Genomic DNA, 22808 nt, shown 5'->3' with positions numbered 1-22808 from the left:
GTTGCGGATGGTGTGGCTGTTGCGTTTGCGACTAATCTGAGTGCCATGGCAGGTAAGTCGGGCGGTACCACGGCGTCTCGGTCACGGGCGCAGTCGAGCACGTCGGGGCGATCGCCGGCAGCAAAGTCGCGGCCGAAGTCCACCCGTGGCACGCGCACGGTGTCCACCCCGCGGAACCGGCCGGCACCGCGTACCGCCAACCGCCGCTCGGGCGGCGCGCTGGCATCGGTCGGTCGGGGCATCAGCGCAAGTTGGTCGATGATGGCCAAGGGCCTCGGCGCAACCACCCGGACGGTGAGCATGGCCAAGGACATCGAACACGGACACCGCCGCGATGGCATCGCGCTGGGCCTGATCGCGGTGAGCGCGATCGTCCTCGCGAGCACGTGGTTCTCGGCCGCGGGTCCGGTCGGTAGATGGATCGAGACCGCGGTGCGTGCTGTGGTCGGCTCGGCATCGATGGTGATCCCGGTGATCGCCAGCGCGATCGCCATCATCTTGATGCGGACGGAGCCGAAGCCGGAAGTTCGGCCGCGGCTCGTCCTGGGATCCTTGCTGGCAGGTCTACCAGTCTTGGGTCTGTGGCACCTCGCCGCGGGGGCACCCGCAGACGCGGCGGGTCGCGCGCGGGCCGCCGGATTTGTGGGTTACGTCGCGGGCGGACCGCTGACGCAAGGGCTCACCGCGTGGCTGTCGGTGCCGTTGCTGCTGCTGGCAATAGTTTTCGGTGTACTGCTGCTGACCGGGACGACCATCCGCGAAATTCCCGAACGGGTGCGGGAATTGTTCGATCTTCTCAGCGGTACCGGCGACTACGACGCTGAGCTTGACGCGGACTTCTTCGACGCGGACGGCTACCCGGTCGACGAGGCGCCGACTGAACCGCAACGCGGCCGCCGCAGCACGCCGGAAGAGAACTACCCGGCCGACGAGTTCGCGCTGCCCGAGGCCGTGACTGAGGTCATCTCCACCCCGCCTGCACCACCGGCCGCTGAACCGGAGCGCAAGCGTCCCGCGCGCAAACCGAAGCCAGCCGCACCGAAGGCGGAAACCGCCGAATTCGTCACCGACCGGGTGCCCGACGGCGATTACGCGCTGCCGCCCATGTCTCTGCTGATCGAGGGCGACCCGCCAAAGAAGCACAGCCGCGCCAACGACGCCATGATCGAGGCGATCACAGAGGTCTTGGAGCAGTTCAAGATCGACGCGGCGGTCACCGGCTTCACTCGCGGCCCGACAGTCACCCGTTACGAGGTGGAACTCGGCCCGGGCGTCAAGGTCGAAAAGATCACCGCGCTCGCGCGCAACATCGCCTATGCGGTGGCCACCGACAACGTCCGGTTGCTCGCCCCGATCCCCGGCAAGTCCGCCGTCGGTATCGAGGTGCCCAACTCCGACCGGGAAATGGTGCGCCTGTCCGACGTGCTGTCCGCGCCGTCGACGCGCAAGGATCACCATCCTCTGGTCATCGGCCTGGGTAAGGACATCGAGGGCGACTTCGTGTCCGCAAACCTGGCGAAGATGCCACACCTGCTGGTGGCCGGTTCGACCGGTTCCGGTAAGTCCAGCTTCGTCAACTCGATGCTCGTGTCGCTGTTGCAGCGCGCGACGCCCGACGAGGTGCGGATGATCCTCATCGACCCGAAGATGGTGGAACTGACGCCGTACGAGGGCATTCCGCACCTGATCACGCCGATCATCACCCAGCCCAAGAAGGCCGCCGCCGCGCTCGCCTGGCTGGTGGAGGAGATGGAACAGCGCTACCAGGACATGCAGGCCAACCGGGTGCGCCACATCGACGACTTCAACGCGCAGGTCCGCTCGGGCAAGATCACCGCGCCGCTGGGTAGCGAGCGGGTCTACAAGCCTTACCCGTACATCCTCGCCATCGTCGACGAGCTCGCCGACCTGATGATGACGGCGCCGCGTGACGTCGAAGACGCCATCGTGCGCATTACCCAGAAGGCCCGCGCCGCCGGTATCCACCTGGTGCTGGCAACCCAGCGACCGTCTGTCGATGTGGTCACCGGTCTGATCAAGACCAACGTGCCGTCCCGGCTCGCGTTCGCGACCTCGTCGCTGACGGACTCACGCGTCATCCTGGACCAGCCCGGCGCCGAGAAGCTCATCGGTATGGGCGACGGATTGTTCCTGCCCATGGGTGCGAGCAAGCCGGTCCGCATGCAGGGCGCTTACATCACCGACGAGGAAATTCAGGCCGTCGTCGACTTCACCAAGAACCAGGCGGAGCCGGAATACACCGAAGGCGTCACCACGCAAAAGGCGGGGGAACGCAAGGACGTCGACCCGGATATCGGGGATGACCTTGATGTCTTCCTGCAGGCCGTGGAGTTGGTGGTCAGCTCGCAGTTCGGCTCGACCTCGATGCTGCAGCGCAAGTTGCGGGTCGGTTTTGCCAAGGCCGGGCGCCTGATGGATCTGATGGAAACCCGTGGCGTGGTGGGCCCGAGTGAGGGCTCGAAAGCGCGGGAGGTGCTGGTCAAACCGGATGAGCTCGACGGGCTGCTGTGGTCGATCCGTGGCGGTGACCCAGGTGGTGACGAAGCCGACGAGTAGCGGTTTGCCCGGTTTGGGTGTGGTTGAATGAGTTAGCAATGGAGGGGAGTATCCCCGAACTCGCGGTTGCCTCGTCAACACGATCGACACAGTCGTCGATCCGGGGCCGCTGGCTGCTCGACGTGAATCGACGTAGCGGGAGAGACCTCCGGTGTCCAGACAGGTCTACCGGAGGTCCGTTTCGATGCATGTTGGTGTGCTCGGTTGGGTATTGACGCTCGCCGGGATTCTCGCTTTATTCGTTTTCGATTTCTACATGCACGTGCGGCGACCGCACGAGCCGACACTTCGCGAATCCGGCATGTGGTACGCGATTTTCGTGGGCCTGGCAGTGCTGTTCGGCGTTATTGTCATGTGGCAGTGGGGCACCGACCACGGCGGCGAATATTTCGCCGGATATATCACCGAACTGGCACTGTCGATGGACAACTTGTTCGTCTTCATCATCATCATGTCGACATTCGCCGTGCCGCGGATATATCAGCAGAAGGTGTTGCTGATCGGCATAGTCATGGCGCTGGTGATGCGCGGCATTTTCATCGCCGTCGGCGCGGCCGCCATCAATGCCTACAGTTGGGTGTTCTACCTCTTCGGCATCTTCCTCATCTACACCGCCGTGAAACTGACGAAAGAACATGGTCACGAGGAAGAAATAGAAACCGAACGCGAAACCAAAATCATCGGCGCGGTCAAACGACTCCTGCCGACGACCGAGGAATACGACGGCGATAGACTGGTCACCAAGATCGACGGTAAACGGGTGGTCACGCCGCTACTGCTGACACTGGTAGCGATCGGGTTCACGGATTTGCTATTCGCGTTGGATTCCATTCCGGCCATTTACGGGCTCACCAAAGAGCCGTACATCGTTTTCACTGCGAATGCATTTGCCTTGATGGGCCTGCGGCAGTTGTACTTTCTCATCGGCGGACTATTGGAGCGCTTGGTCTACCTGTCCTACGGCCTGTCGCTGATCCTGGCCTTCATCGGCGTCAAACTGATCCTGCATGCGCTGCATGAGAATTCGCTGCCGTTCATCAACGGCGGCGAGGGTATCGCGGTTCCGGAAATCCCCACGGTGGTATCGCTGGGCGTCATCGTCGTGGTGCTCGTCGTCACGGCCGCCGCGAGCCTGTGGCGGACCCGAACATCCTCGTCTACGACAGCGTGAGCAACATGCGGGTGTTGCCGAGCGTGTTCGGCTTGACGTAGCTGAGGTCGAGGAACTCCGCGACACCGGTGTCGTAGGACCGGCACATCTCGGCGTAGACCTCCGCGGTGACGGGGGTGCCCTCGATCTCGGTGAAGCCGTGGCGTTCGAAGAAGCTCACTTCGAACGTCAGGACAAACAGCCGCTGCAGGTCGAGCTCGCGGGCGACCTCGAGCAACCGCAGCACGATGACGTGACCGACGCCGAGGCCCTTGACGCTGGGATCGACGGCCACCGTGCGAATTTCCCCGAGATCTGCCCACAGCACGTGGAGCGCCCCACAGCCGACGATGCCGCCCGCGCGTTCGGCGACCCAGAACTCCTGGACCGCCTCGTAGAGGGTGACCAGGTTCTTTTCGAGCAGAATACGGCCGGCATAGATGTCGACAAGGCGTTTGATCTCGGGCACATCCGACGTCCGCGCGCGTCGCACCGTGACCGCCAGAGCGTCGGCGGTGGGCGGGCCGTCGGGTTGCGCAGTCATGCCTGGAGAGTAATCGGTGGTCATCGGCCGGCCGGTCGTGCCAGTGGTCGCACGTGGCGCGGCGTTCGTACCGATAGTCTTGGTTGGTGCTCGCCGTAACCGTCGTCCCTGCCGTCGACGACGCCTGTTTCCGGTCGGTTGGTGAGCGCCGGTGAGCGCCCAGCGCGAGGACGTGGTGAGCAACGAACCGAGTGATCCGATCCCGGCCCCGCATCCGGCGACTGAGCTGGACCATCCGCCGGCCAGCCCGGCTGTGCCGGTGCTCAATATCGCCAACGTCCTCACGGTCGTGCGCATCGGCTTGGTCCCGATTTTCGTGTGGGCGCTGTTTCTGGGCGACGGCCACAGCACGAGCGGCCGGATAACCGCGTTCGCCATCTTCGCAGTCGCCGCCATCACGGATCGGGTCGACGGGCAACTGGCACGCAAATACGGACTGGTGACGGATTTCGGCAAGCTCGCCGATCCGATTGCCGACAAAGCCCTGATCGGTGCGGCGCTGGTTGGCCTCTCGGTTCTCGGCGACCTCAGCTGGTGGGTCACCGCGATCATCGGCGCCCGCGAGTTGGCAATTACGGCCCTGCGCTTCGTGGTGGTGCAACACCGGGTGATCCCGGCCAGCCGTGGCGGCAAACTCAAGACCTTGGTGCAGTCGCTGGCGATTGGTCTCTACATCCTTCCCCTACCCGCCGTCGCACAGCCGGTGTGCGCCGGATTCATGGCGGTGGCCGTGTTCCTCACCATCGTGACGGGGATCGATTACGTGGTGCAGGCGTTGCGGTTGGGCAGCCATCGCCATGCCCACCACTGAATCCGATCCACTGGTCGCCGGCGTTGCCGCGGCCGAGTTGGTAGCCGAGTTGACTGCCGATCACGCGACGGTGGCAACCGCCGAGTCGCTGACCGCAGGTTTGCTCGCCGCAACGATTGCGGGTGTCCCGGGCGCGAGTTCGGTGCTGCGCGGCGGGTTGATCGTCTATGCCACCGATCTGAAGCACCGGCTGGCGGGGGTCAGCGCGCAGGTGCTGGAGGCCGAAGGACCGGTCGCCGCGAGCACCGCAGAACAGTTGGCGGTCGGCGCGACCGTACGCTGTGCGGCGGACTGGGGTGTCGGCTTGACCGGTGTCGCCGGGCCCGATAGCCAGGACGGGTGGCCGGTGGGTACGGTTTTTCTGGCGGTTGCCGGGCCGGACGGCACGCAGGTCCAGCGGTTGGCGTTGGCTGGTGATCGCTGGCAGGTGCGGCGTAGCGCGGTGCGCACCGCCGTGGACGAGGTGTTGTTGCGCGTTCGCGCACTGCGGGGACAGTGATGACGCGGGAACCAATCCGGCGGTGCACTGCGTTGACTCTTAAAGGTTGACTCTTTAAGGCGGGTGTGCGACGTCTTTTCAGAGCGCGGGTACGAGGACTTCAGGAGGAGCGAAATGGCGCTGTTACTGCGGGAGGCGATCGGCGACAGTCTGCGGCGTACCCGGGTGTCGCAAAGCCGGACGCTGCGGGAGGTCTCCGACTCGGCCCGGGTGAGCCTCGGTTACCTGTCGGAGGTTGAGCGCGGACGGAAAGAGGCGTCGAGCGAGTTGTTAGCTGCCATCTGTGCTGCGCTCGAAGTGCCGTTGTCCGACGTCCTCGTCGACGTGAGTGCTGCCTTGGCCGACGAGTCGGGTGCTGCGCACGAGGCGAGTCCGCCGGCATCGAAATCGGCGCCAGCGTCCGGTGGCGCTACGGCTTCGGCCATCGCGCCGGACACGAAGATTGTCATTCCAGGCCCCACCGCCCACGCTCTCGCCGCGGCGTGAGTCAAGCGGGGTTGGTTCTCGTTGCTGTGCGTCTGCGCAGAAACCGATAGATTCTTGGTAAGTACCGACAAGGTCGTAATGCTCAGCCCAATTCCGGTACGCGAGGGCCGCGGTACCGGGTCGTGCACAGGCACGGCGCAGCACATGGAGGCAGGAAAGGTCGATGGCTAATCCGTTTGTGAAGGCCTGGAAATACTTGATGGCCCTGTTCAACTCGAAGATCGAGGAGCACGCAGACCCGAAGGTCCAGATTCAGCAGGCCATCGAGGACGCGCAGCGCCAGCACCAGTTGCTTTCGCAGCAAGCGGCGTCGGTCATCGGTAATCAGCGCCAGCTGGAGATGAAGTTGAATCGCCAGCTCGATGAGGTGGAGAAGCTCAACGCCAACGCCCGCCAAGCCGTGACGCTGGCCGATCAGGCCGCCGCCAGCGGGGACTCGGACAAGGCGCTGCAGTACACCAACGCGGCCGAGGCGTTCGCGGCCCAGCTCGTCACCGCCGAGCAGGCCGTCGAGGACCTGAAGGTGCTGCATGACCAGGCTATTCAGGCGGCCGCGCAAGCCAAGAAGGCCGTCGAACAGAACGCGATGACGCTGCAGCAGAAGGTTGCCGAGCGCACGAAGCTGCTCAGCCAACTCGAGCAGGCGAAGATGCAGGAGCGCGTCAGCGAATCGCTGCGGTCGATGGACGGCACTCTGGCCGCGCCCGGCAACACGCCGAGTCTCGACGCCATCCGCGACAAGATCGAGCGCCGCTACGCCGATGCGCTCGGTGCGGCGGAACTTGCCCAGAACTCGGTGCAGGGCCGGATGATGGAGGTTCAGCAGGCCAGCATCCAGATGGCCGGTCACAGCCGCCTCGAGCAGATTCGCGCGTCGATGAAGGGCGAGGCGCTTCCGACGGGTGGTTCGTCGAGTGCACCGGCGGCGGCGCCGCGGCCGCAAGCCGGTCAAGGCGAAACCACCTCGTAGGCCGATAGCGGTGTAGCGATGACGGCGTGGCGCGGGCTGGGCGACTGGACACTCGCGGCGGTGCGGCAATGGGCAGATCCGCGGGAGCGGCAGTTGCGCAAGCGACGTCGCGCGAGGCGCAAGTCGATCCGCTACGGGGCGGCAACGGGCGTGACAGCGGCTGGTGCCGTCAGCCTGCTTGCCGTGTCGGCGCCCGTCTGGGCGGTGGTTGTGGTCGGCAGCGGCGCGGTCGTCCTGGTGATTCCGGCGGTTCGATCCGTCCGGCGATATCAGCGGCTGCGTAATGCGCCGTTACCGCCGGCGATGCGTCAGAGGGTCGCGTTGCCACCGGCATCCTCGGCTGCCCGAGTCCCGATGATGCAGTTGAGCAGCGCTCAGCGCAGCCTCGACGAGCTGTTTCGGGTCATTGCGAGAGCCGCTCGGGTGCCCGCCGAAGACCTCGACGAAACGATGGAGACCGCCGAGTCGGCCGCTGCCGCACTGCGGGCGCTCGCGGCTGATCTGGTCGGGTTGGAACGCGCGCGACGCGACACGGCTGCGGTGCATCCGGCCGCTGCCGCTGCGCTCGATGCGTCGATCGCGACGGTCACCGAGCAGTTGGTCGCCGGCGTGGGCGAGTTCGAAGACTTCCTCGGTGCCGCGGCGCGAATGGCGGCGCCCGCGGCCTCGGATCGATTCGGCGCCGCGATGCCACCCATGGCGGAATTGCGCAGCGCGGCCGATCGGCTCGATGGGTGGGCCGAAGCCTTGATCGAACTCGCTGATCGCGGTCACGCGCAGGCTGGGTGATCGCACTCCGGGTAAACCCTGATCTTTCCCTGATCTTGGCTTTGACCTGCAGATTTGCCACATTTCCGATGTCAGGATGGACAGCGGGCCGGCAAGCGGCTCCCGCTAGAGATCCGGAGGTTGCGAAGTGTTCTGGAAAATCATTGCCATCGTCGCGCTGGCCTGGGTGGCGCTCGCGCTCATCGGCGCGCTCATCAAGGGCCTGTTTCCCATCCTCGTCATCAGCGCGATCGCTTTCGGTGGATACCTGCTCTACAAGGCCGTTTCCGGCTCGAAGCAGCACGACCTGACCCGGTTGTGACGGCGGGCGGGGGTTCGGGCGCTCGGGTTGCTATGCAACGCTGGCCCTATGCGAGTTGCCGTCGTGGCAGGACCGGATCCCGGGCATGTGATTCCCGCGATCGCGCTCTGCTTGAAGTTCATCGCGGCGGGCGATGAACCGGTGCTGTTCACCGGGCAACAGTGGCTGGAGCGGGCGACGACCGCCGGGATAACCGCCCGCCGGTTGCCAGGGCTGGCCGCGCGTCCGGGCGAGGATGATGCCGACGCCGGTCGCCGCATTCATGAGCGCGCCGCCTACATCGCTACGGAACTCCTCGACGATTTGGCCGCCGCCGAACCGGACATGGTCGTCTCGGATGTCATCACTGCCGGTGGCGGGCTCGCGGCTGAGAAGCTCGGGCTGCCGTGGGCGGAGTTGTCCCCCCACCCGTTGTATGCGCCGTCGAAGGGCCTGCCGCCGATCGGTAGCGGGCTGGCGCCGGGCACCGGCGTCCGTGGACATCTCCGCGACACGGTCATGCGGACGCTCACCGCCCGATCGGTGCGGCAAGGCGAGCGTCAACGCCGTGCCGCTCGAGAAGGGATCGGGTTGCCGGGCACCGGCCCGGGACCAGACGTGCAACTGATCGCCACACTCCCTGCGCTGGAGGTGCCGCGACCGGATTGGCCCACTCGGGCGCACGTGGTGGGCCCACTGTTGTGGGAACCCACGGACGCGGTACTCGATCTTCCCGACGGCGACGAGCCGCTGGTGATGGTGGCGCCGTCGACCGCGCAGACCGGTGCCGACGGCATGCTGGAGGTCGCGGTTGACGCACTTGCCGATATGGGTGTGCGAGTGGCGATCTCGATGATCGCGGAACCGCCCGCGGAGTTGCCGAACCGGGTCGTCGCCGGATTGGGCCGCCAAGATGTGCTGCTTCGCGATGCGTCGGCCGTGGTGTGCGGGGGCGGCCACGGGATGCTGGCGAAGGCGCTGTTGGCCGGTGTTCCGATGGTCGTCGTACCTGGCGGAGGAGATCAGTGGGAGCTCGCCAATCGCGCAGTGCGACAGGGTTGTGCAGAATTGGTCCGGCCGCTCAGTGCCGCCGCGGTTCGGAGTGCGGTGGAGCGCGTCCTGTCGGATGACTCGTTTCGCCGTGCCGCGGAGGCCGCGCGCGAGGGGGCCGATCAGGTCGCGGACCCGGTGCTGCTGTGCCGCGAGGTTGCGTGAGCCCGTCAGCTTAGGGTGGGGCTGTGCGATTGACAGATTTCACGGTGCGCCTGCATGAGGAGTTCGGAACTGCGCGTGGCGATTCGATCCTTGCCGATCATGTCTTGAGTCAGTTGGGCCGGACGGGTGCGGACGCCATCGAGGCTGGTATCGACCCGCAGGAGGTCTGGCGGGCGATCTGCGCCGACTACGACGTGCCGCGCGCCCGGTGGTGAGCCCGCTGGTTGGCTGAGGGGCGAGCGTGAGCGCAAATTTGCGCGCGGCGTGAAGGTTCACGGCGTGTCGAATCGCCGACAGGGTTGTATCGAACAGATGTTCCCCTATGCTGAAAATTACTGATCGATGGATCACGGATCGGGCCTTTGCACCGGCTCCGGGGCGGTGCACCGAATTTGTCGGTGCCTACCTCTAACGTGACTCTCGATCGCCGGATGAAATCGAGAAGGGGACGGACCAGATGGCACCACAGGCATACGATCGCGACAAGGCGTTGGAGTTGGCCTTGGCGCAGATCGACAAAAGCTTCGGCAAAGGGTCGGTGATGCGCCTGGGGGAGGAGGCTCGCCAGCCCATCTCTGTCATCCCCACCGGCTCCATCGCATTGGATGTCGCACTCGGTATCGGCGGGTTGCCGCGCGGCCGAATCGTGGAGATCTATGGCCCGGAGTCCTCGGGTAAGACCACGGTGGCGTTGCATGCCGTCGCCAATGCTCAGGCCAACGGGGGTATTGCGGCTTTCATCGACGCCGAGCACGCACTCGACCCCGAATACGCCCGCAAGCTCGGTGTGGACACCGACGCACTGCTGGTGTCGCAGCCGGACACCGGTGAGCAGGCGCTCGAGATCGCGGACATGCTGATCCGCTCGGGCGCGTTGGACATCGTCGTGATCGACTCGGTGGCCGCACTGGTACCGCGCGCCGAGATCGAGGGCGAAATGGGCGACAGTCACGTGGGTCTGCAGGCCCGGCTGATGAGCCAGGCGCTGCGGAAAATGACTGGCGCACTGAATAATTCGGGAACCACCGCGATCTTCATCAACCAGTTGCGGGAGAAAATCGGGGTCATGTTCGGGTGCTTCAACTACAGCACCCGCGTCCAGTTGGCGGACGGGACCACGGAGAAAATCGGCAAGATCGTCAACAACAAGATGGACGTCGAGGTCTTGTCTTACGATCCAGAAACCAATCAGATTGTGCCGCGCCGAATCGTCAACTGGTTCGACAACGGCCCGGCCGATCACTTCCTGCAGTTCACGGTCGAAAAGTCGGGCGGCAACGGTCGCTCTCAGTTCGCCGCAACACCGAACCACCTCATCCGCACACCAGGCGGCTGGGCAGAAGCCGGCGACATCCTTGCCGGCGATCGGGTATTGGCGGCCGAGATGCATCGGCTGAGCGACCAACAACTACAGGTAGTGCTCGGCTCATTGATGGGCGACGGCAACCTCTCGCCGAATCTCCGTGGCCGCAATGGTGTTCGATTCCGGATGGGCCATGGCGCGGCGCAGCATGAGTACCTCGACTGGAAGACGGAGTTACTCGGCAACATCGAGCATTCCGTTCGAGTCAATGACAAGGGCGCAAAGTTCGTCGACTTCACTCCGCTCCCGGAGTTGGGTGAATTGCAGGAGGCGGTCTACCTCGGTGATGGCAAGAAGTTCCTGTCTGAGGAGTACATCAAGGCGCTGACACCGCTGGCGTTGGCTATTTGGTACATGGACGACGGTTCTTTCACGGTTCGCTCGAAGGGATTGCAAGAGAGAACTCGTGGCGGAAGCGGTCGGATCGAGATCTGCGTCGAAGCAATGAGTGAAGGCTCGCGGGTGCGGTTGCGGGACTATCTTCGCGATACTCATGGACTCGATGTGCGGTTGCGCCTCTCAGGCGCTCGGAAGAAGGCGGTTCTCGTGTTCTCGACCGAGTCGAGCACACAGTTCCAGGAGATGGTGGCTCCGTACATGGCGCCTTCGATGGAATACAAACTATTGCCGCGATTCCGGGGTCAAGGCACTGTCATCCCGGCGTTCACGGAGCCGATGCAGAAGCTGGTGCCGGCGCGAGTTTTGGACGTTCACGTCAAGCCTCAGACACGATCCATGCATCGCTTCGATATCGAGGTCGAAGGTAACCACAACTACTTCGTTGACGGTGTGATGGTCCACAATTCGCCCGAAACGACCACTGGCGGTAAGGCATTGAAGTTCTATGCCTCGGTCCGCTTGGACGTCCGGCGCATCGAGACGCTCAAGGACGGCACGGATGCGGTCGGCAACCGGACCCGGGTGAAGGTGGTGAAGAACAAGGTTTCCCCGCCGTTCAAGCAGGCAGAGTTCGACATTCTCTACGGCGTCGGTATCAGCAAGGAAGGTTCGCTGATCGACATGGGCGTCGAGCACGGCTTCATCCGTAAGTCGGGCTCGTGGTTCACCTATGAGGGTGACCAGCTTGGCCAAGGCAAGGAGAACGCGCGGCGATTCCTTCGGGAGAACCCGGACATCCGCGACGAGATCGAGAAGAAGATCAAGGAGAAGCTCGGTATCGGTGCGGATGTGACAGCGGAGTCGGCGCCGGAACCGGTGGACTTCTAGGCGCCGGTCGGTGCGGGAACCCGCAATGGATGCCCGCGCGAAGGCTTCGGCGGGCGAGGGGGCGCAGGCGGAAGACCAGTCGAAGACTGTGTCGCACGCGAAGGACGCATGCCTGCGCCTCCTCGCCCGACGGCCGCGCAGCCGTGCGGAATTGGAACAACGGCTCGCGCGCCGTGGCTTCGACGCCGACGTGGTCAACGCTGCGCTTGATCGACTCGCCGAGTGCGGCCTGATCGACGACGCCGAGTTCGCCGAAATGTTGACCCGGTCCCGGCACACTTTTTCGGGCCGGGGACGGCGTGCCATCGCAGTCGAGCTGCGTCAAAAGGGCATCAGCGATCACGATGCGGCCCGGGCCCTCGCGCAAATATCCACCGACGATGAACGGGCCCGGGCTACCGAGCTGGTGCGACGAAAGCTGCGCAGCAACTTCGACCGGCGCACGGATACGGACCGACTGGCGCAACGACTTGTTGGGATGTTGGCTCGGCGTGGCTTCGGGCAAGGACTTGCAGTGGGGATCGTCAAGGCCGAGCTCGCCGCCGCGGGCGCCGAGCTCGAGGAAATGCCGACGGAAATCTCGGACGAGTAATTGGGCGCCTGTCCGGTTCGGTTCGTAGCGGCGGGTAGCATCCTCGCAATTGATGCGGTGATCCAAGCGATGGGACATGGTGCCCATCGTCAGTGTTGCCCCTTCGACAAGGAGCCTCGATGACAGAGTCCGCGATCGATCGGCTGTGCAGTGAAACCGGGATTTCCCGGGACGTGGTCGAGGGGCTCGGCGAGCTCGATGACACCCAGCTCGAAGTGCTGCGCAAGATTTATGCGAACGCCAGGGACAAGCGCGAGAAAGACCTCCTCGCGGCAACCGACGCCGGGCTCGAGGTTGTGCCCCGCTTACTCCGCCCCGCCGTGAAGAAGGTTCTCTTCTCCTAGTCCGAAAGGTCCGCTATGACGAGCCTCGCTGCGCGTGCGGAGGTTATCAAACTTGCCCGTGAACTCATTGCCGAACCGAGTGACGTCGAATTCCTGCGCGAGGCACCGCCAGAAGCGGTGCGCGAGTTCCGACGTGCTGCGGCGAAGCAACTGAACGCGCCGCACCGGCAGATGTTCCGAAAGCTTGCCCTGGCGAGCAACCTGGTGCCGAATCCGATCGCGGTCAAAATCGCCACGCGCTACTTCGGTCCGATGCTGTGCGGCATGGTCGCAGCGGAGCTCAGCGCCGATCGGGCCGCAAAACTCATCGGCCACGTGCCCGTCGACTTTCTCGCCGACACTACTCGCTACATCGACCCCGACGCCGCCACGCCGCTGATCCGTGCGCTCAACACCGACATCATGACGCCGACCATGATGGAACTGCTGCGCCGCAAGGACTATGTGACGCTGGCACGCTTCATCGGCGCAGTCACCGACGAGCAACTCCTCGCCGTCATTCCCCTCGTCGAATCCGGTGAAGACCTGTTGATGACGGCTTTCAACGCCGAGGTCATGGACCGTTTCGAGGTCGCGATGGCGGACCTGCCTGAAGACCGTATCCAATCGATCATTCAGGCCGCGGTCGACAACGACCAATTCGCCGAGGCCCTGACCTTCTTGCAATATCTGAGCGAGCGCACCTTGAACCGGGTTGCCGACGCCACGGCGGCCATGGGCCCCGACGTGCTTGCCACGATGCTCGAATCGGCGCATCGCGAAAACGCTTGGGCTGAACTCGTTCCGGTCGCTGCAGCAATGTCAGACGAGAACCTGCGCATTCAGGCAAACCTCGATGCCTGGGACGACGAGAAACTAACAGCGGTCCTGCAAGCTGCCCGGGACAACGAACTGTGGCAGCCGGTGCGACGGATCATCGAGGCGATGGACGATCAGCACCGCCAACAACTCAGGCAGTTACCGATCACGTCGGAAACCGATGTCCGCGCTGCGATCGGCGATCTGCTCTGAGGCGCTTCAACGCAGGACCGGTGCCTCGATGGTTACCCGGTCCGTTGCTGGGCTCACAACCGGCGCTTGTCCCTTGCGTCGGCGCCCGGAACGCAGCCGTCGTTCCAGGGTGGTCGCCAGCCAGGACAGTGTGCTGTTCAAAACAATCATGATCAGCGCAACGACTACCAGCGCCGGCAGATAGTTGCCGTAGAACGCGCCCAGCTGCTGGCCGGACCGCACCACCTCGACATAGCCGATCAAATATCCCAATGCCGAATCCTTCAGCACGACAACCATTTGCGATACCACTGCCGGCAACATCGCGGTGATCGCCTGCGGCAACAGGATGCTTCGCATGATCATGGCCTTCCGCATGCCCAAGGCTCTGGCCGCCTCGGACTGGCCGCTCGGCAGCGAACGGATCCCCGCGCGCAGAATTACCGCGATAACCGATCCGTTGTAGAGGGTGAGACCCGTGATGACCGCGGCGAGTGCCAGATCCCGCGATCGGAAGACGTTGTATTCGGCAAAAACCTGGTAGGCGAAGATCATCAAGATAAGCACCGGAATTGCCCGGAACAATTCGACCACACAACCACACGACCAGCGGAGCACGCGATGCTCGGAAAGTCGGCCGATGCCCAACGTCGCGCCGAGAATGACGGCAAGCACCACAGAAATCGCCGCGGCCAGCACCGTTCCCTCGATGCCCGGCAACAGAAACGTCGTCCACGACGTCGCTTCGCCGAACGGATCCCACTTCGCTGCGGTCAACTGCCCCTTCTCGTCGAGCGCGATGAACGTCTGCCACGCGGCAAGCCCGAGCAATGCGGCAACGACTACGGAGATCACCTGGTTACGCATCCGGCCCCGCGGGCCGGGAACGTCATAGAGAACTGTCGCCCGGCTCACTGCAATACCTCAAAGCGGCGGCCCAGATACCCGAAAACCAGGCCGGTCGGCAGCGTCAGGAGTATGAAGCCGAGCGCGAAAATCCCACCCACCACAAAAATCGCGGCTTCGTTCTCGATCATTGTTTTCATCAGCAACGACGCCTCGGCCACCCCGATCACCGACGCGATCGTCGTGTTCTTCGTCAAAGCGATGAGCACACTGCCTAATGGGGCGACGACCGCGCGAAAAGCCTGCGGTAGCACAATCGTCCGCAGATTTTGGATGAAGGTCAGGCCCAGCGAGCGTCCCGCTTCGGCCTGGCCGATGGGCACCGTGTTGATCCCGGCCCGCAGCGACTCGCACACGAAGGCGGCCGTGTAGCTGCTCAATCCGAGAACTGCCAACCGGAAGTTGTTGTCCACAATGAACGTTGGTGACCCGCCAGCGGCCAGGCGCACGCCCATCGTCTGGTACAGTCCGAACGAACAAAAGATGATGATCAACGTCAGCGGCGTGTTACGGAAGACCATTACATACGCGGCGCCGATCCATCGCGCCACCGGAACGGGGGAGACCCGCATGGCGGACAGCACAGTGCCAAGCGCCAGTGCGCCCACCGCGGACATCACGGTCAAGGTCACGGTCGTCGAAAACGCCGCGAGCAGTTGCTGGTGGTACTTGGCTAGCAGGTCCACCGGCTACTTTTCGACCTGCGGTGGCGCCGGCATCGGATAGCCCGACGCTCCCACCGTCGACTGAAAAGCCTTCTGCCACGACCCGTCCTGAATCATCGATTCAAGCGCCGCATTGATTCGCTCACGAGATGCCTTGTCGCCCTTGGCCAAGCCGATGCCGTAGCGCTCGGTCGTGAACGGCGCGCCCACCACCTTGAGTTGGCCGGGGAATTGAGCTGCATAGCCAGCCAGAATTATGTCGTCGGTGGTGACGGCGTCGATCGCACCGTTCCGCAGGGCCTCGACACAGGCGGAGTAGGTGTCGAATTCCTGAAGCTGGACGTCGGCGGCGAACTTTTCCTTCACGCGCTGGGCTGGAGTCGAACCCGTGACCGAGCACAGCTTTTTCCCGCCGTGTAGTGAATCGGGCCCGGTGATGTCGGTGTTGTCCGACCGCACGAGCAGCGACTGCCCGGCGACGAAATACGGACCGGCAAAGTCGACCTTCGCCTCGCGGGCATCGGTGATCGAGTATGTCGCGACGATGTAGTCGACCTCGCCGTTTTCGATGAGTGTTTCGCGCTGCGGCGAAGGCGCTTCTCGGAAGGTAATGCCCTGCGGCGCAACGCCGAGCTTGTTCGCGACGTACCGAGCGACTTCCACATCGAAGCCGCTGTAAGTGCCATCCGGATTGCGCAACCCCAGCCCCGGTTGGTCAAATTTGATGCCGATGGTGAGCTTTCCCGACTTGGCGCTGTCCACCGCCCTCTTTTCCTCGTTACCGCCGCATGCGGCGACCACCGCAAGCACGGCGAGTCCAGCGCAGATTTGAGTGAGCTTCATGTCCGTTCCTTCCGTGAACGCGTCAGTGAGTGAGGATCTTGGCCAGAAAGTCTCTGGCCCGATCGGTGCGCGGATGGTCGAAGAACGTCTGCGGGTCGGCGTCCTCGACGATGGCGCCGTCGGCCATGAAGATCACCCGATCCGCGGCCTTGCGCGCGAATCCCATTTCATGGGTGACCACCAGCATGGTCATCCCGTCGCGGGCGAGAGAGATCATGACGTCGAGCACCTCTTGCACCATTTCCGGGTCGAGCGCTGAAGTGGGCTCGTCGAACAGCATCACTTTCGGGCTCATCGCGAGCGCCCTCGCGATAGCGACGCGTTGCTGCTGACCACCGGAGAGTTGGGCGGGATATTTGTCGGACTGATCGGCGATGCCAACGCGGTCGAGCAGCGCCATCGCCTGAACGCGAGCTTGGTCTTTGGGCAGTCGCCGCACCTTGACCGGCGCGAGCATGACGTTGGCCAGCGCGGTTTTGTGCGCAAAGAGGTTGAACGACTGAAAGACCATGCCCACATCGGCGCGCAGCCGGGCAAGCGCCCGGCCTTCCGTGGGCAGTTCTCGCCCGGCCACCGCGATGCTTCCGGACCCGATAGGTTCGAGCCGATTGATGGTGCGGCACAGCGTCGATTTACCCGAGCCGGAGGGCCCGAGAACGATCACGACCTGGCCGGCGGGCACCTCGAGATTGATGTCGCGAAGCACATGCTGCGCGCCGAAGTGCTTGTTTACCGACCGCATAGAAATCATCGGGGTGTGCAGGTCTGCGGTCACACCTGAAGACTCTAGGGCGAATTCGGTGAATTGCCCGGTTTTATCGCTGGTTCACTCGGTTGATGCGGTCGCGGCCAGGGGTTGTGCTGGAGCCGCTCGATCGACTCATTGAACCGCTGCACGAGGTGGCTCAGCTCTTCGACGTCTGCACCCGCCCACTCCTCGACCACCTTCGCCAGGCCGGAGGTGCTCTGGCTGCGATCGGCGGCGAGCATGTCGAGGCCGCGGCGGGTCGCGCGAATCTTGCGTGCCAGGGCTCCGTCGGGATCGGGGACCCGCTCGACGAGCCCATGGCGACGCATGGCGGCCACCTGCCTGTTGATGGTCGACAGGTCGAGGCGAAACGCGTCGGAAAGCTCTTTGAGGCTCAACGGTTCGCCCGCTTCGAGCCGGGTGAGGATCAGATAGGCCGAGCGGTCGAGCTGCTGGTCGGCGCGGTGTTGGACGGCCGCCAGGTAGTGCCTGGAAAAGAGTGTCAGTTCGTATTCGAGCCGGGCGAGCGCCGTGCGGTGACCGTCGGGTGCCATGACCTCCACTATCGCCTCCTCGGACGCTCACACCGGCATTGTGCATCATGCATATCATATGTATCATGCACATCGCTACTCCAGCGGATCGGAAAGCGAGCAGCACGTGAGCACACTTACCCAGAAACAGCGCGCGGGCCTGCGTAGGCCGGAACACGGACAACGCGTCGCGCCCACGGTCATCATCGCGGTCTTGGCGATGTGCGGCGTCGTGGTGTCGCTGATGCAGACCCTGGTCATTCCGATCATTCCGCAGCTACCGGAATTGCTGGGAACGTCGGCAGCGAACGCGTCGTGGGTTGTCACGGCCACTCTGCTCGCCGGTGCAATCGCCACGCCGATCAGCGGCCGCCTCGGTGACATGTTCGGCAAGCGTCGAATGCTCATCATCAGCCTGGCCGCTGTGGTGGCCGGATCCGTGATCTGCGCGGTGTTCGCGTCGTTGGTGCCAGTCATCGTCGGCCGTGTACTGCAAGGCCTGGCCGTGGGCGCAATCCCGTTGGGTATCAGCATCATGCGCGACGAACTGCCGCCGGAGCGGCTGGGATCGGCAATGGCGATCATGAGCGCGACGCTCGGTGTCGGCGGCGCCCTCGGCATGCCGATAGCCGCCGCGATCGCTGAAGCCGCGAACTGGCACGTGTTGTTCTGGGTCTCGGCAGCACTGGGCGCCGTTTGCGGCGCTGCCGTGTTGACGCTGGTCCCGGAGTCGCCGGTGCGCACCCCCGCACGATTCGACTACGCGGGCGCGGTCGGGCTCTCGATTGGCCTGACGGCGCTGCTGCTCGGCATTACGAAAGGCGGTGATTGGGGCTGGGCGAGCGCGGCAACGCTCGGCTCGTTCGCCGTCGGTGTCGTCGTGCTGGTCATATGGGGCGTACTCGAACTGCGCACTGCCGCGCCGCTCGTCGATCTGCGCGTCTCCGCCCGGGGAACTGTCTTGTTTACGAACCTCGCCTCCATCGCGGTCGGCTTCGCGATGTACGGCATGTCGCTGACCTTGCCCCAGGTGTTGATGGCACCCGAACAGACCGGTTACGGCCTCGGGTTGTCCATGGTGGTAGCCGGTCTCGCGCTCGCTCCCGGCGGGTTGGTGATGATGGCGCTGTCGCCGGTGTCGGCCCGGATCAGTGCCGCACGCGGCCCGAAGATCACGCTGATGCTCGGCGCGGCCGTCGTCGGGGTGGGTTACCTCGGCGCGTTGTGCCTCATGGACAACGTCGTCGAGATCATCGTGGCTTCCATGGTGATCGCGGGTGGCATCGGTCTCGCCTACGCTGCGATGCCGGCGCTGATCATGAGCTCGGTTCCCGTCAGCGAAACTGCCGCCGCCAACGGTCTCAACTCGCTGATGCGCTCGGTCGGAACCTCCACCTCGGCGGCCGTGACCAGCGTGGTTTTGGCGCAGAACGCCATGACGCTCGGTGGCCACACGCTGCCGTCACTCGGCGGCTTCCACCTCGCATTCCTCATCGCCGTTGCGGCCGCCGCCGTGGCCGTGGGGCTTACCGCGTGCATTCCGAGTCGCCGGGCGGGCCGTACTCTGGACGGGTGACAGTGCAAGACCCCGCCCGCAGCTACGAGGTGCGAACATACGGCTGCCAGATGAACGTGCACGATTCCGAACGCCTCGCCGGCCTGCTCGAAGACGCCGGCTATGTGCGCGCCGAGCCCGGAACCGGTGCCGATCTGGTGGTGTTCAACACCTGCGCAGTGCGTGAAAACGCCGACAACAAGCTCTATGGCAACCTCAGCCACCTCGTTCCGGTGAAGCAGCAACGGCCGGGGATGCAGATCGCGGTCGGCGGCTGTCTGGCACAGAAGGATCGCGACGTCGTCCTGCGCAAGGCGCCGTGGGTCGACGTGGTGTTCGGCACGCACAACATCGGTTCGCTGCCGGCACTGCTGGACCGCGCCCGGCACAACAACGAGGCCCAGATAGAGATCCGTGAAGCCCTGGAGGAGTTTCCCTCGGCGCTGCCAGCCAAGCGGGAATCTGCCTATGCCGGTTGGGTTTCCATCTCGGTTGGCTGCAACAACACCTGCACGTTCTGCATCGTGCCGTCGCTGCGCGGCAAAGAGATCGATCGGCGACCGGGCGACATCCTGGCCGAAGTCCAGGCGCTCGTCGATGCCGGCGTGGTCGAGGTGACGCTGCTGGGTCAGAACGTCAACGCCTACGGGGTTTCCTTCGGCGACCGCGGCGCATTCGCCAAGCTGCTCACCGCCTGCGGTGACATCCCGGGGCTAGAGCGGGTGCGCTTCACCTCGCCGCATCCCGCCGAGTTCACCGACGACGTCATCGAGGCGATGGCGACCACCCCGAACGTGTGCCCGCAGCTGCACATGCCGCTGCAGTCCGGCTCCGATCGGGTGCTGCGCGCGATGCGCCGGTCGTATCGCAAGGCGCGCTTCCTCGGGATCATCGACAAGGTGCGCGCTGCCATGCCGCACGCCGCTATCACCACCGACATCATCGTCGGGTTTCCGGGGGAGACGGAGGAGGATTTCGCCGAGACGCTCGACGTCGTCCGCCAGGCGCGGTTCAGCAGCGCGTTCACCTTCCAGTACTCGCGCAGGCCGGGTACCCCTGCCGCCGACATGGACGGCCAGTTGCCCAAGGCCGTCGTCACCGAGCGTTATCAGCGCCTGATCGAACTGCAGGAGCGCGTCTCGCTGGAAGAAAACCACGCTCAGCTCGGCCGCGAGGTCGAGGTGCTCGTCGCCGAGGGGGAGGGCAAGAAGGACGCCGCCACCGCCCGGATGTCTGGACGAGCGCGCGACGGCAGGCTCGTGCACTTCCGGCCCGTGGGCGCGATCGACCGCGAGATACGCGCGGGCGACCTGATCACCGTGGCCGTGACGGACGCGGCGCCGCACTACTTGATCGCCGACGACGCGGTGCTCGGGCATCGGCGCACCCGCGCCGGCGACCTGCACGCCCAGGGTATTCGCCCGCAAACCCCGCCCATCGGCGAACGGGGAAGTATCGGGCTGGGACTTCCGAGGATCGGCGCGCCAGCGCCGGTCGCTGCGACGACGGGATGTGGCGCATGAGCGACCCCAGCGGCAACGCCGAACACGACGGCGATCATGCCGCCGATGCCGCCGAAGAGTTCCGCGCCGATCTCGACGCGGTCGAGAAAAAGGTTGCCGGTGAAATAGATCCGGGCTTCCGCGCGGTCGTCGTGGCGATCCTCGTCTTTGTCATCCTGGTGTCATTCACGTTGCCGCACACCGGATCCGCACGCGGCTTCGACGTCCTCGCCGGCGACAAGACTGCACTCGGGGAGTCCATTGCGCTGCCGTCGAGGCTGTTCGTGTGGTTCTCCGCGATCTTCGGAGTCGGCTTCTCGGTGTTGGCGCTGCTCACCAAGCGGTGGGTGCTGGCCTGGACCGCGGTCGCCGGCTGTGCCATCACGTGCGTGTTCGGCATGTTCGCAATCTGGAGCCGGCAGACCCTGGCGGCCAATCTGCCCGGCGGCGGCGTCGGAATCGGGTTGATCATCGGCTGGATCGGCGTGCTGTTGCTGACCTTCCACTGGCTACGGGTGGTGTGGAGTCGCACCGCGCTGCAGCTCGCTGCGGAGCAGGAGCGACGGGTAGAGACGGCCAAGCGAGAACAGCGCGACAGCGACTGGCGCAAGCCGCTGGACTAGCGGCAGTAACCGCTGCCGGAACCCACCGTCAGCGGTTACTGACGGCACCCTCCGCGGCGTCGGCCCATTCCCGCCACTGCTTCGCCTGTGCCAGTGCCTGCTCGGCGTCGGCGAGCTTGCCGGCGGCCTGAGCCTTCGCGGCCTGCTCCTCGAATTGCGCGACCCGCTCTCGGAACTGCGCCGCGCGCGCCACCGCCTCCGGATCGGTGCGTCGCCACTGCGAGTCCGCGGCTTCGCGCACCTTCTTCTCGATCGCGCGCAGCCGGCCTTCGAGGTCCTGCATGCGCTCGCGCGGCACCTTGCCGATCGTGTCCCACTTCTCCTGCAGGTCACGCAGCGCGGCCCGAGCCGCGTCGATATCGGTCGACGGGTCGATGGTGGCGGCCTTGCGCAGCAACGCCTCCTTGGCGGCGGCGTTCTCCTCGTATTCGACGTTGCGCTCGGTGTGAGCCGCGTTGCGGGCACCGAAAAAGACGTCTTGGGCCGCCTTGAATTTCTTCCACAGCACGTCATCGGCGTCGCGTGGCGCGCGGCCGGCGGCCTTCCACTCGGCCAGCAGGTCGCGGAACGCGGCCGCCGTCGGACCCCAGTCGGTGGAACTCGACAACTCCTCGGCCCGGGCGACGAGTTGTTCCTTTCGTGCCTTCGCCGCCGCGCGTTCGCGGTCGAGTTCCGCGAAGTGCGCACCGCGACGGCGATTGAACGCCTCGCGGGCCTTCGAATACCGCTTCCACAAGGCGTCATCCACCTTGCGGTCGACCCCGCGGATGGTCTTCCATTCATCGAGGATTTCGCGCAGCCGATCACCGGCCGCTTTCCATTGCGTGGACTCGGCGCTGATGCGTTCCGCCTCCGCCGCGAGTTCCTCCTTACGGTGGGTCTGCTCGATCCGGAACCGCTCGCGTTCCTCTCGCGCATGTGCCGCTGCCTCGTCGGAGTGCTCGATGATGGCCTGCAAGCGCTGGGCCAGTCCGTCCACGTCGCCGACGACAGCGGCGGTGGGGAGCGACTCGGCGAGCGCCGCTGCCACAGCCTTTGTCTTGCGCGCATCGCCCGATCCGGAACTCAGCCGCGCCTCGAGCAGCGCAACCTCGGTGGCCAGGTCATCGAAACGTCGGCCGAAGTGCGCAAGCCCTTCGGCTGCGTCACCGGCCTGCCACGACCCGACCTGGCGTTCGCCGCCTCCGGTGCGAACCCAGACGATCCCGTTTTCGTCGACGCGGCCAAACCGGCGCGGATCATTGGTTGTCGGCATCGGGACCGGATGATTGGGCACATGCGCGGGGGCGTCGGCGGGATTCGGGGCGTGCGGTTTAGGAGGCGAGGGGCGCAGCCCGGCGGGTGTCGGCCGAGGACCAACGGCGTTGGCCGGTCCAGGTGCTGGCGTGGGGTTGGGGTCGGTCATTGCTCCTCGTCTCTGCCGCGCGTCACGGCTGCCGGTATACGTCCGTTTGCATTCCACGGCGTCGGTAAAGACCCCGTTTGACCCATTGAACCCCGGAACGGGGGTTGCCGACCATCGAATCCGCCGATAAGTGCCGATCAGAGCAGTTCCCGGGCAGCGCTGACGCCGCCCTCGACCGGGATTCGACCCGG

At 64.9% G+C, this 22808-nt stretch carries 24 protein-coding genes; 17 read left to right on the top strand and 7 right to left on the bottom strand.

Features of this window, described 5'->3' with window-relative positions; all coding sequences use genetic code 11:
- Positions 1–45: 45 nt before the first annotated feature.
- Positions 46–2577 (top strand): DNA translocase FtsK, encoded by a 2532-nt coding sequence (locus tag FOS14_RS17150; RefSeq protein ID WP_143772024.1) that lies wholly within the window; start codon positions 46–48, stop codon positions 2575–2577.
- Positions 2578–2761: 184 nt separating this feature from the next.
- The gene (locus FOS14_RS17145; protein WP_143772023.1) at positions 2762–3748 is read left to right on the top strand and encodes a TerC family protein; all 987 of its coding nucleotides are present in this window, start codon (positions 2762–2764) and stop codon (positions 3746–3748) included.
- Here the strand turns inward: FOS14_RS17145 and FOS14_RS17140 are convergent.
- On the bottom strand, positions 3735–4271 hold the full coding sequence (locus FOS14_RS17140; RefSeq protein ID WP_370512246.1) for an amino-acid N-acetyltransferase: 537 nt from the start codon (positions 4269–4271) through the stop codon (positions 3735–3737). The two genes, FOS14_RS17145 and FOS14_RS17140, sit on opposite strands and share 14 nt — an antisense overlap.
- A 151-nt stretch (positions 4272–4422) precedes the next feature.
- Here FOS14_RS17140 and pgsA point away from each other — a divergent pair, with 151 nt between their 5' ends.
- From pgsA to FOS14_RS17085, 12 genes are all read left to right on the top strand, one after another.
- A complete protein-coding gene (gene pgsA, locus FOS14_RS17135; protein WP_143772021.1) occupies positions 4423–5082 on the top strand; it encodes a CDP-diacylglycerol--glycerol-3-phosphate 3-phosphatidyltransferase in 660 nt (219 codons plus the stop codon).
- A complete protein-coding gene (locus FOS14_RS17130; protein WP_143772020.1) occupies positions 5069–5581 on the top strand; it encodes a CinA family protein in 513 nt (170 codons plus the stop codon). Before pgsA ends, FOS14_RS17130 begins: the two co-directional genes overlap by 14 nt.
- A gap of 114 nt (positions 5582–5695) precedes the next feature.
- A complete protein-coding gene (locus FOS14_RS17125; RefSeq protein WP_143772019.1) occupies positions 5696–6067 on the top strand; it encodes a helix-turn-helix domain-containing protein in 372 nt (123 codons plus the stop codon).
- A gap of 163 nt (positions 6068–6230) precedes the next feature.
- Positions 6231–7037, top strand: a complete 807-nt coding sequence (locus tag FOS14_RS17120) for a PspA/IM30 family protein (protein WP_143772018.1) — start codon at positions 6231–6233, stop codon at positions 7035–7037.
- Positions 7038–7055: 18 nt separating this feature from the next.
- Positions 7056–7826: a hypothetical protein gene (locus FOS14_RS17115; RefSeq protein ID WP_143772017.1), complete on the top strand. Its 771-nt coding sequence runs from the start codon at positions 7056–7058 to the stop codon at positions 7824–7826.
- Between the two features lie 127 nt (positions 7827–7953).
- Positions 7954–8127 (top strand): hypothetical protein, encoded by a 174-nt coding sequence (locus FOS14_RS24795; RefSeq protein WP_185981812.1) that lies wholly within the window; start codon positions 7954–7956, stop codon positions 8125–8127.
- Positions 8128–8175: 48 nt separating this feature from the next.
- Positions 8176–9321, top strand: a complete 1146-nt coding sequence (locus tag FOS14_RS17110) for a glycosyltransferase (RefSeq protein WP_143772016.1) — start codon at positions 8176–8178, stop codon at positions 9319–9321.
- 23 nt (positions 9322–9344) lie between these two features.
- Positions 9345–9536: a DUF3046 domain-containing protein gene (locus FOS14_RS17105; protein ID WP_143772015.1), complete on the top strand. Its 192-nt coding sequence runs from the start codon at positions 9345–9347 to the stop codon at positions 9534–9536.
- 242 nt (positions 9537–9778) lie between these two features.
- The gene (gene recA, locus FOS14_RS17100; RefSeq protein WP_143772014.1) at positions 9779–11911 is read left to right on the top strand and encodes an intein-containing recombinase RecA; all 2133 of its coding nucleotides are present in this window, start codon (positions 9779–9781) and stop codon (positions 11909–11911) included.
- A gap of 25 nt (positions 11912–11936) precedes the next feature.
- Positions 11937–12503: a regulatory protein RecX gene (locus FOS14_RS17095; RefSeq protein ID WP_143772070.1), complete on the top strand. Its 567-nt coding sequence runs from the start codon at positions 11937–11939 to the stop codon at positions 12501–12503.
- Positions 12504–12622: 119 nt separating this feature from the next.
- A complete protein-coding gene (locus FOS14_RS17090) occupies positions 12623–12847 on the top strand; it encodes a hypothetical protein (RefSeq protein ID WP_143772013.1) in 225 nt (74 codons plus the stop codon).
- Positions 12848–12862: 15 nt separating this feature from the next.
- Positions 12863–13858 carry a hypothetical protein gene (locus FOS14_RS17085; protein WP_143772012.1) on the top strand — a complete coding sequence of 332 codons (996 nt, stop codon included), beginning with the start codon at positions 12863–12865 and terminating at the stop codon, positions 13856–13858.
- Between the two features lie 6 nt (positions 13859–13864).
- Here the strand turns inward: FOS14_RS17085 and FOS14_RS17080 are convergent, their stop codons facing one another.
- Genes FOS14_RS17080 through FOS14_RS17060 form a run of 5 tightly spaced genes read right to left on the bottom strand, consistent with a single transcriptional unit; the run spans position 13865 to position 17553 of the window.
- Positions 13865–14704 carry an amino acid ABC transporter permease gene (locus tag FOS14_RS17080; RefSeq protein ID WP_143772069.1) on the bottom strand — a complete coding sequence of 280 codons (840 nt, stop codon included), beginning with the start codon at positions 14702–14704 and terminating at the stop codon, positions 13865–13867.
- A gap of 44 nt (positions 14705–14748) precedes the next feature.
- The gene (locus tag FOS14_RS17075; RefSeq protein WP_143772011.1) at positions 14749–15429 is read right to left on the bottom strand and encodes an amino acid ABC transporter permease; all 681 of its coding nucleotides are present in this window, start codon (positions 15427–15429) and stop codon (positions 14749–14751) included.
- A gap of 3 nt (positions 15430–15432) precedes the next feature.
- Positions 15433–16251 carry a glutamate ABC transporter substrate-binding protein gene (locus FOS14_RS17070; protein ID WP_143772010.1) on the bottom strand — a complete coding sequence of 273 codons (819 nt, stop codon included), beginning with the start codon at positions 16249–16251 and terminating at the stop codon, positions 15433–15435.
- A gap of 22 nt (positions 16252–16273) precedes the next feature.
- Positions 16274–17002 (bottom strand): amino acid ABC transporter ATP-binding protein, encoded by a 729-nt coding sequence (locus FOS14_RS17065; protein WP_143772068.1) that lies wholly within the window; start codon positions 17000–17002, stop codon positions 16274–16276.
- 35 nt (positions 17003–17037) lie between these two features.
- Positions 17038–17553, bottom strand: a complete 516-nt coding sequence (locus FOS14_RS17060; RefSeq protein WP_143772067.1) for a MarR family winged helix-turn-helix transcriptional regulator — start codon at positions 17551–17553, stop codon at positions 17038–17040.
- 199 nt (positions 17554–17752) lie between these two features.
- Here FOS14_RS17060 and FOS14_RS17055 point away from each other — a divergent pair, with 199 nt between their 5' ends.
- The 3 genes from FOS14_RS17055 to FOS14_RS17045 are packed head-to-tail and all read left to right on the top strand — an operon-like array spanning position 17753 to position 21212.
- Complete coding sequence (locus FOS14_RS17055) at positions 17753–19108, top strand: MFS transporter (protein WP_370512250.1); 1356 nt, start codon at positions 17753–17755, stop codon at positions 19106–19108.
- Positions 19105–20610 (top strand): tRNA (N6-isopentenyl adenosine(37)-C2)-methylthiotransferase MiaB, encoded by a 1506-nt coding sequence (gene miaB, locus FOS14_RS17050; RefSeq protein WP_255450416.1) that lies wholly within the window; start codon positions 19105–19107, stop codon positions 20608–20610. Before FOS14_RS17055 ends, miaB begins: the two co-directional genes overlap by 4 nt.
- Complete coding sequence (locus FOS14_RS17045) at positions 20607–21212, top strand: hypothetical protein (protein ID WP_143772007.1); 606 nt, start codon at positions 20607–20609, stop codon at positions 21210–21212. Before miaB ends, FOS14_RS17045 begins: the two co-directional genes overlap by 4 nt.
- A gap of 28 nt (positions 21213–21240) precedes the next feature.
- Here the strand turns inward: FOS14_RS17045 and FOS14_RS17040 are convergent, their stop codons facing one another.
- Entirely contained in the window at positions 21241–22617 is a 1377-nt protein-coding gene (locus tag FOS14_RS17040) for a DUF349 domain-containing protein (RefSeq protein WP_143772006.1), read from the bottom strand.
- Between the last annotated feature and the right edge of the window lie 191 nt (positions 22618–22808).

The sequence above is a fragment of the Skermania sp. ID1734 genome (assembly GCF_007489285.1).
In the GTDB taxonomy this organism is placed as follows: domain Bacteria; phylum Actinomycetota; class Actinomycetes; order Mycobacteriales; family Mycobacteriaceae; genus ID1734.
The sequence above is the reverse complement of the archived record's forward strand: the minus strand, read 5'-3'. Positions and strand labels throughout refer to the sequence as shown.

Excerpts from the sequence above, each read along its gene's own strand:
- FOS14_RS17055 (WP_370512250.1), top strand. The coding sequence starts at position 17,753 with ATGTGCGGCGTCGTGGTGTCGCTGATGCAGACCCTGGTCATTCCGATC.
- FOS14_RS17070 (WP_143772010.1), bottom strand. The coding sequence starts at position 16,251 with ATGAAGCTCACTCAAATCTGCGCTGGACTCGCCGTGCTTGCGGTGGTC.
- FOS14_RS17090 (WP_143772013.1), top strand. The coding sequence starts at position 12,623 with ATGACAGAGTCCGCGATCGATCGGCTGTGCAGTGAAACCGGGATTTCC.
- FOS14_RS17125 (WP_143772019.1), top strand. The coding sequence starts at position 5,696 with ATGGCGCTGTTACTGCGGGAGGCGATCGGCGACAGTCTGCGGCGTACC.
- FOS14_RS17045 (WP_143772007.1), top strand. The coding sequence starts at position 20,607 with ATGAGCGACCCCAGCGGCAACGCCGAACACGACGGCGATCATGCCGCC.
- FOS14_RS17130 (WP_143772020.1), top strand. The coding sequence starts at position 5,069 with ATGCCCACCACTGAATCCGATCCACTGGTCGCCGGCGTTGCCGCGGCC.
- FOS14_RS17095 (WP_143772070.1), top strand. The coding sequence starts at position 11,937 with ATGGATGCCCGCGCGAAGGCTTCGGCGGGCGAGGGGGCGCAGGCGGAA.
- FOS14_RS17060 (WP_143772067.1), bottom strand. The coding sequence starts at position 17,553 with ATGGCACCCGACGGTCACCGCACGGCGCTCGCCCGGCTCGAATACGAA.
- recA (WP_143772014.1), top strand. The coding sequence starts at position 9,779 with ATGGCACCACAGGCATACGATCGCGACAAGGCGTTGGAGTTGGCCTTG.
- FOS14_RS17140 (WP_370512246.1), bottom strand. The coding sequence starts at position 4,271 with ATGACTGCGCAACCCGACGGCCCGCCCACCGCCGACGCTCTGGCGGTC.
- FOS14_RS17085 (WP_143772012.1), top strand. The coding sequence starts at position 12,863 with ATGACGAGCCTCGCTGCGCGTGCGGAGGTTATCAAACTTGCCCGTGAA.
- FOS14_RS17145 (WP_143772023.1), top strand. The coding sequence starts at position 2,762 with ATGCATGTTGGTGTGCTCGGTTGGGTATTGACGCTCGCCGGGATTCTC.
- FOS14_RS17115 (WP_143772017.1), top strand. The coding sequence starts at position 7,056 with ATGACGGCGTGGCGCGGGCTGGGCGACTGGACACTCGCGGCGGTGCGG.
- FOS14_RS17150 (WP_143772024.1), top strand. The coding sequence starts at position 46 with ATGGCAGGTAAGTCGGGCGGTACCACGGCGTCTCGGTCACGGGCGCAG.
- FOS14_RS17080 (WP_143772069.1), bottom strand. The coding sequence starts at position 14,704 with ATGCGTAACCAGGTGATCTCCGTAGTCGTTGCCGCATTGCTCGGGCTT.
- FOS14_RS17065 (WP_143772068.1), bottom strand. The coding sequence starts at position 17,002 with ATGATTTCTATGCGGTCGGTAAACAAGCACTTCGGCGCGCAGCATGTG.
- FOS14_RS17110 (WP_143772016.1), top strand. The coding sequence starts at position 8,176 with ATGCGAGTTGCCGTCGTGGCAGGACCGGATCCCGGGCATGTGATTCCC.
- FOS14_RS17120 (WP_143772018.1), top strand. The coding sequence starts at position 6,231 with ATGGCTAATCCGTTTGTGAAGGCCTGGAAATACTTGATGGCCCTGTTC.
- FOS14_RS17040 (WP_143772006.1), bottom strand. The coding sequence starts at position 22,617 with ATGACCGACCCCAACCCCACGCCAGCACCTGGACCGGCCAACGCCGTT.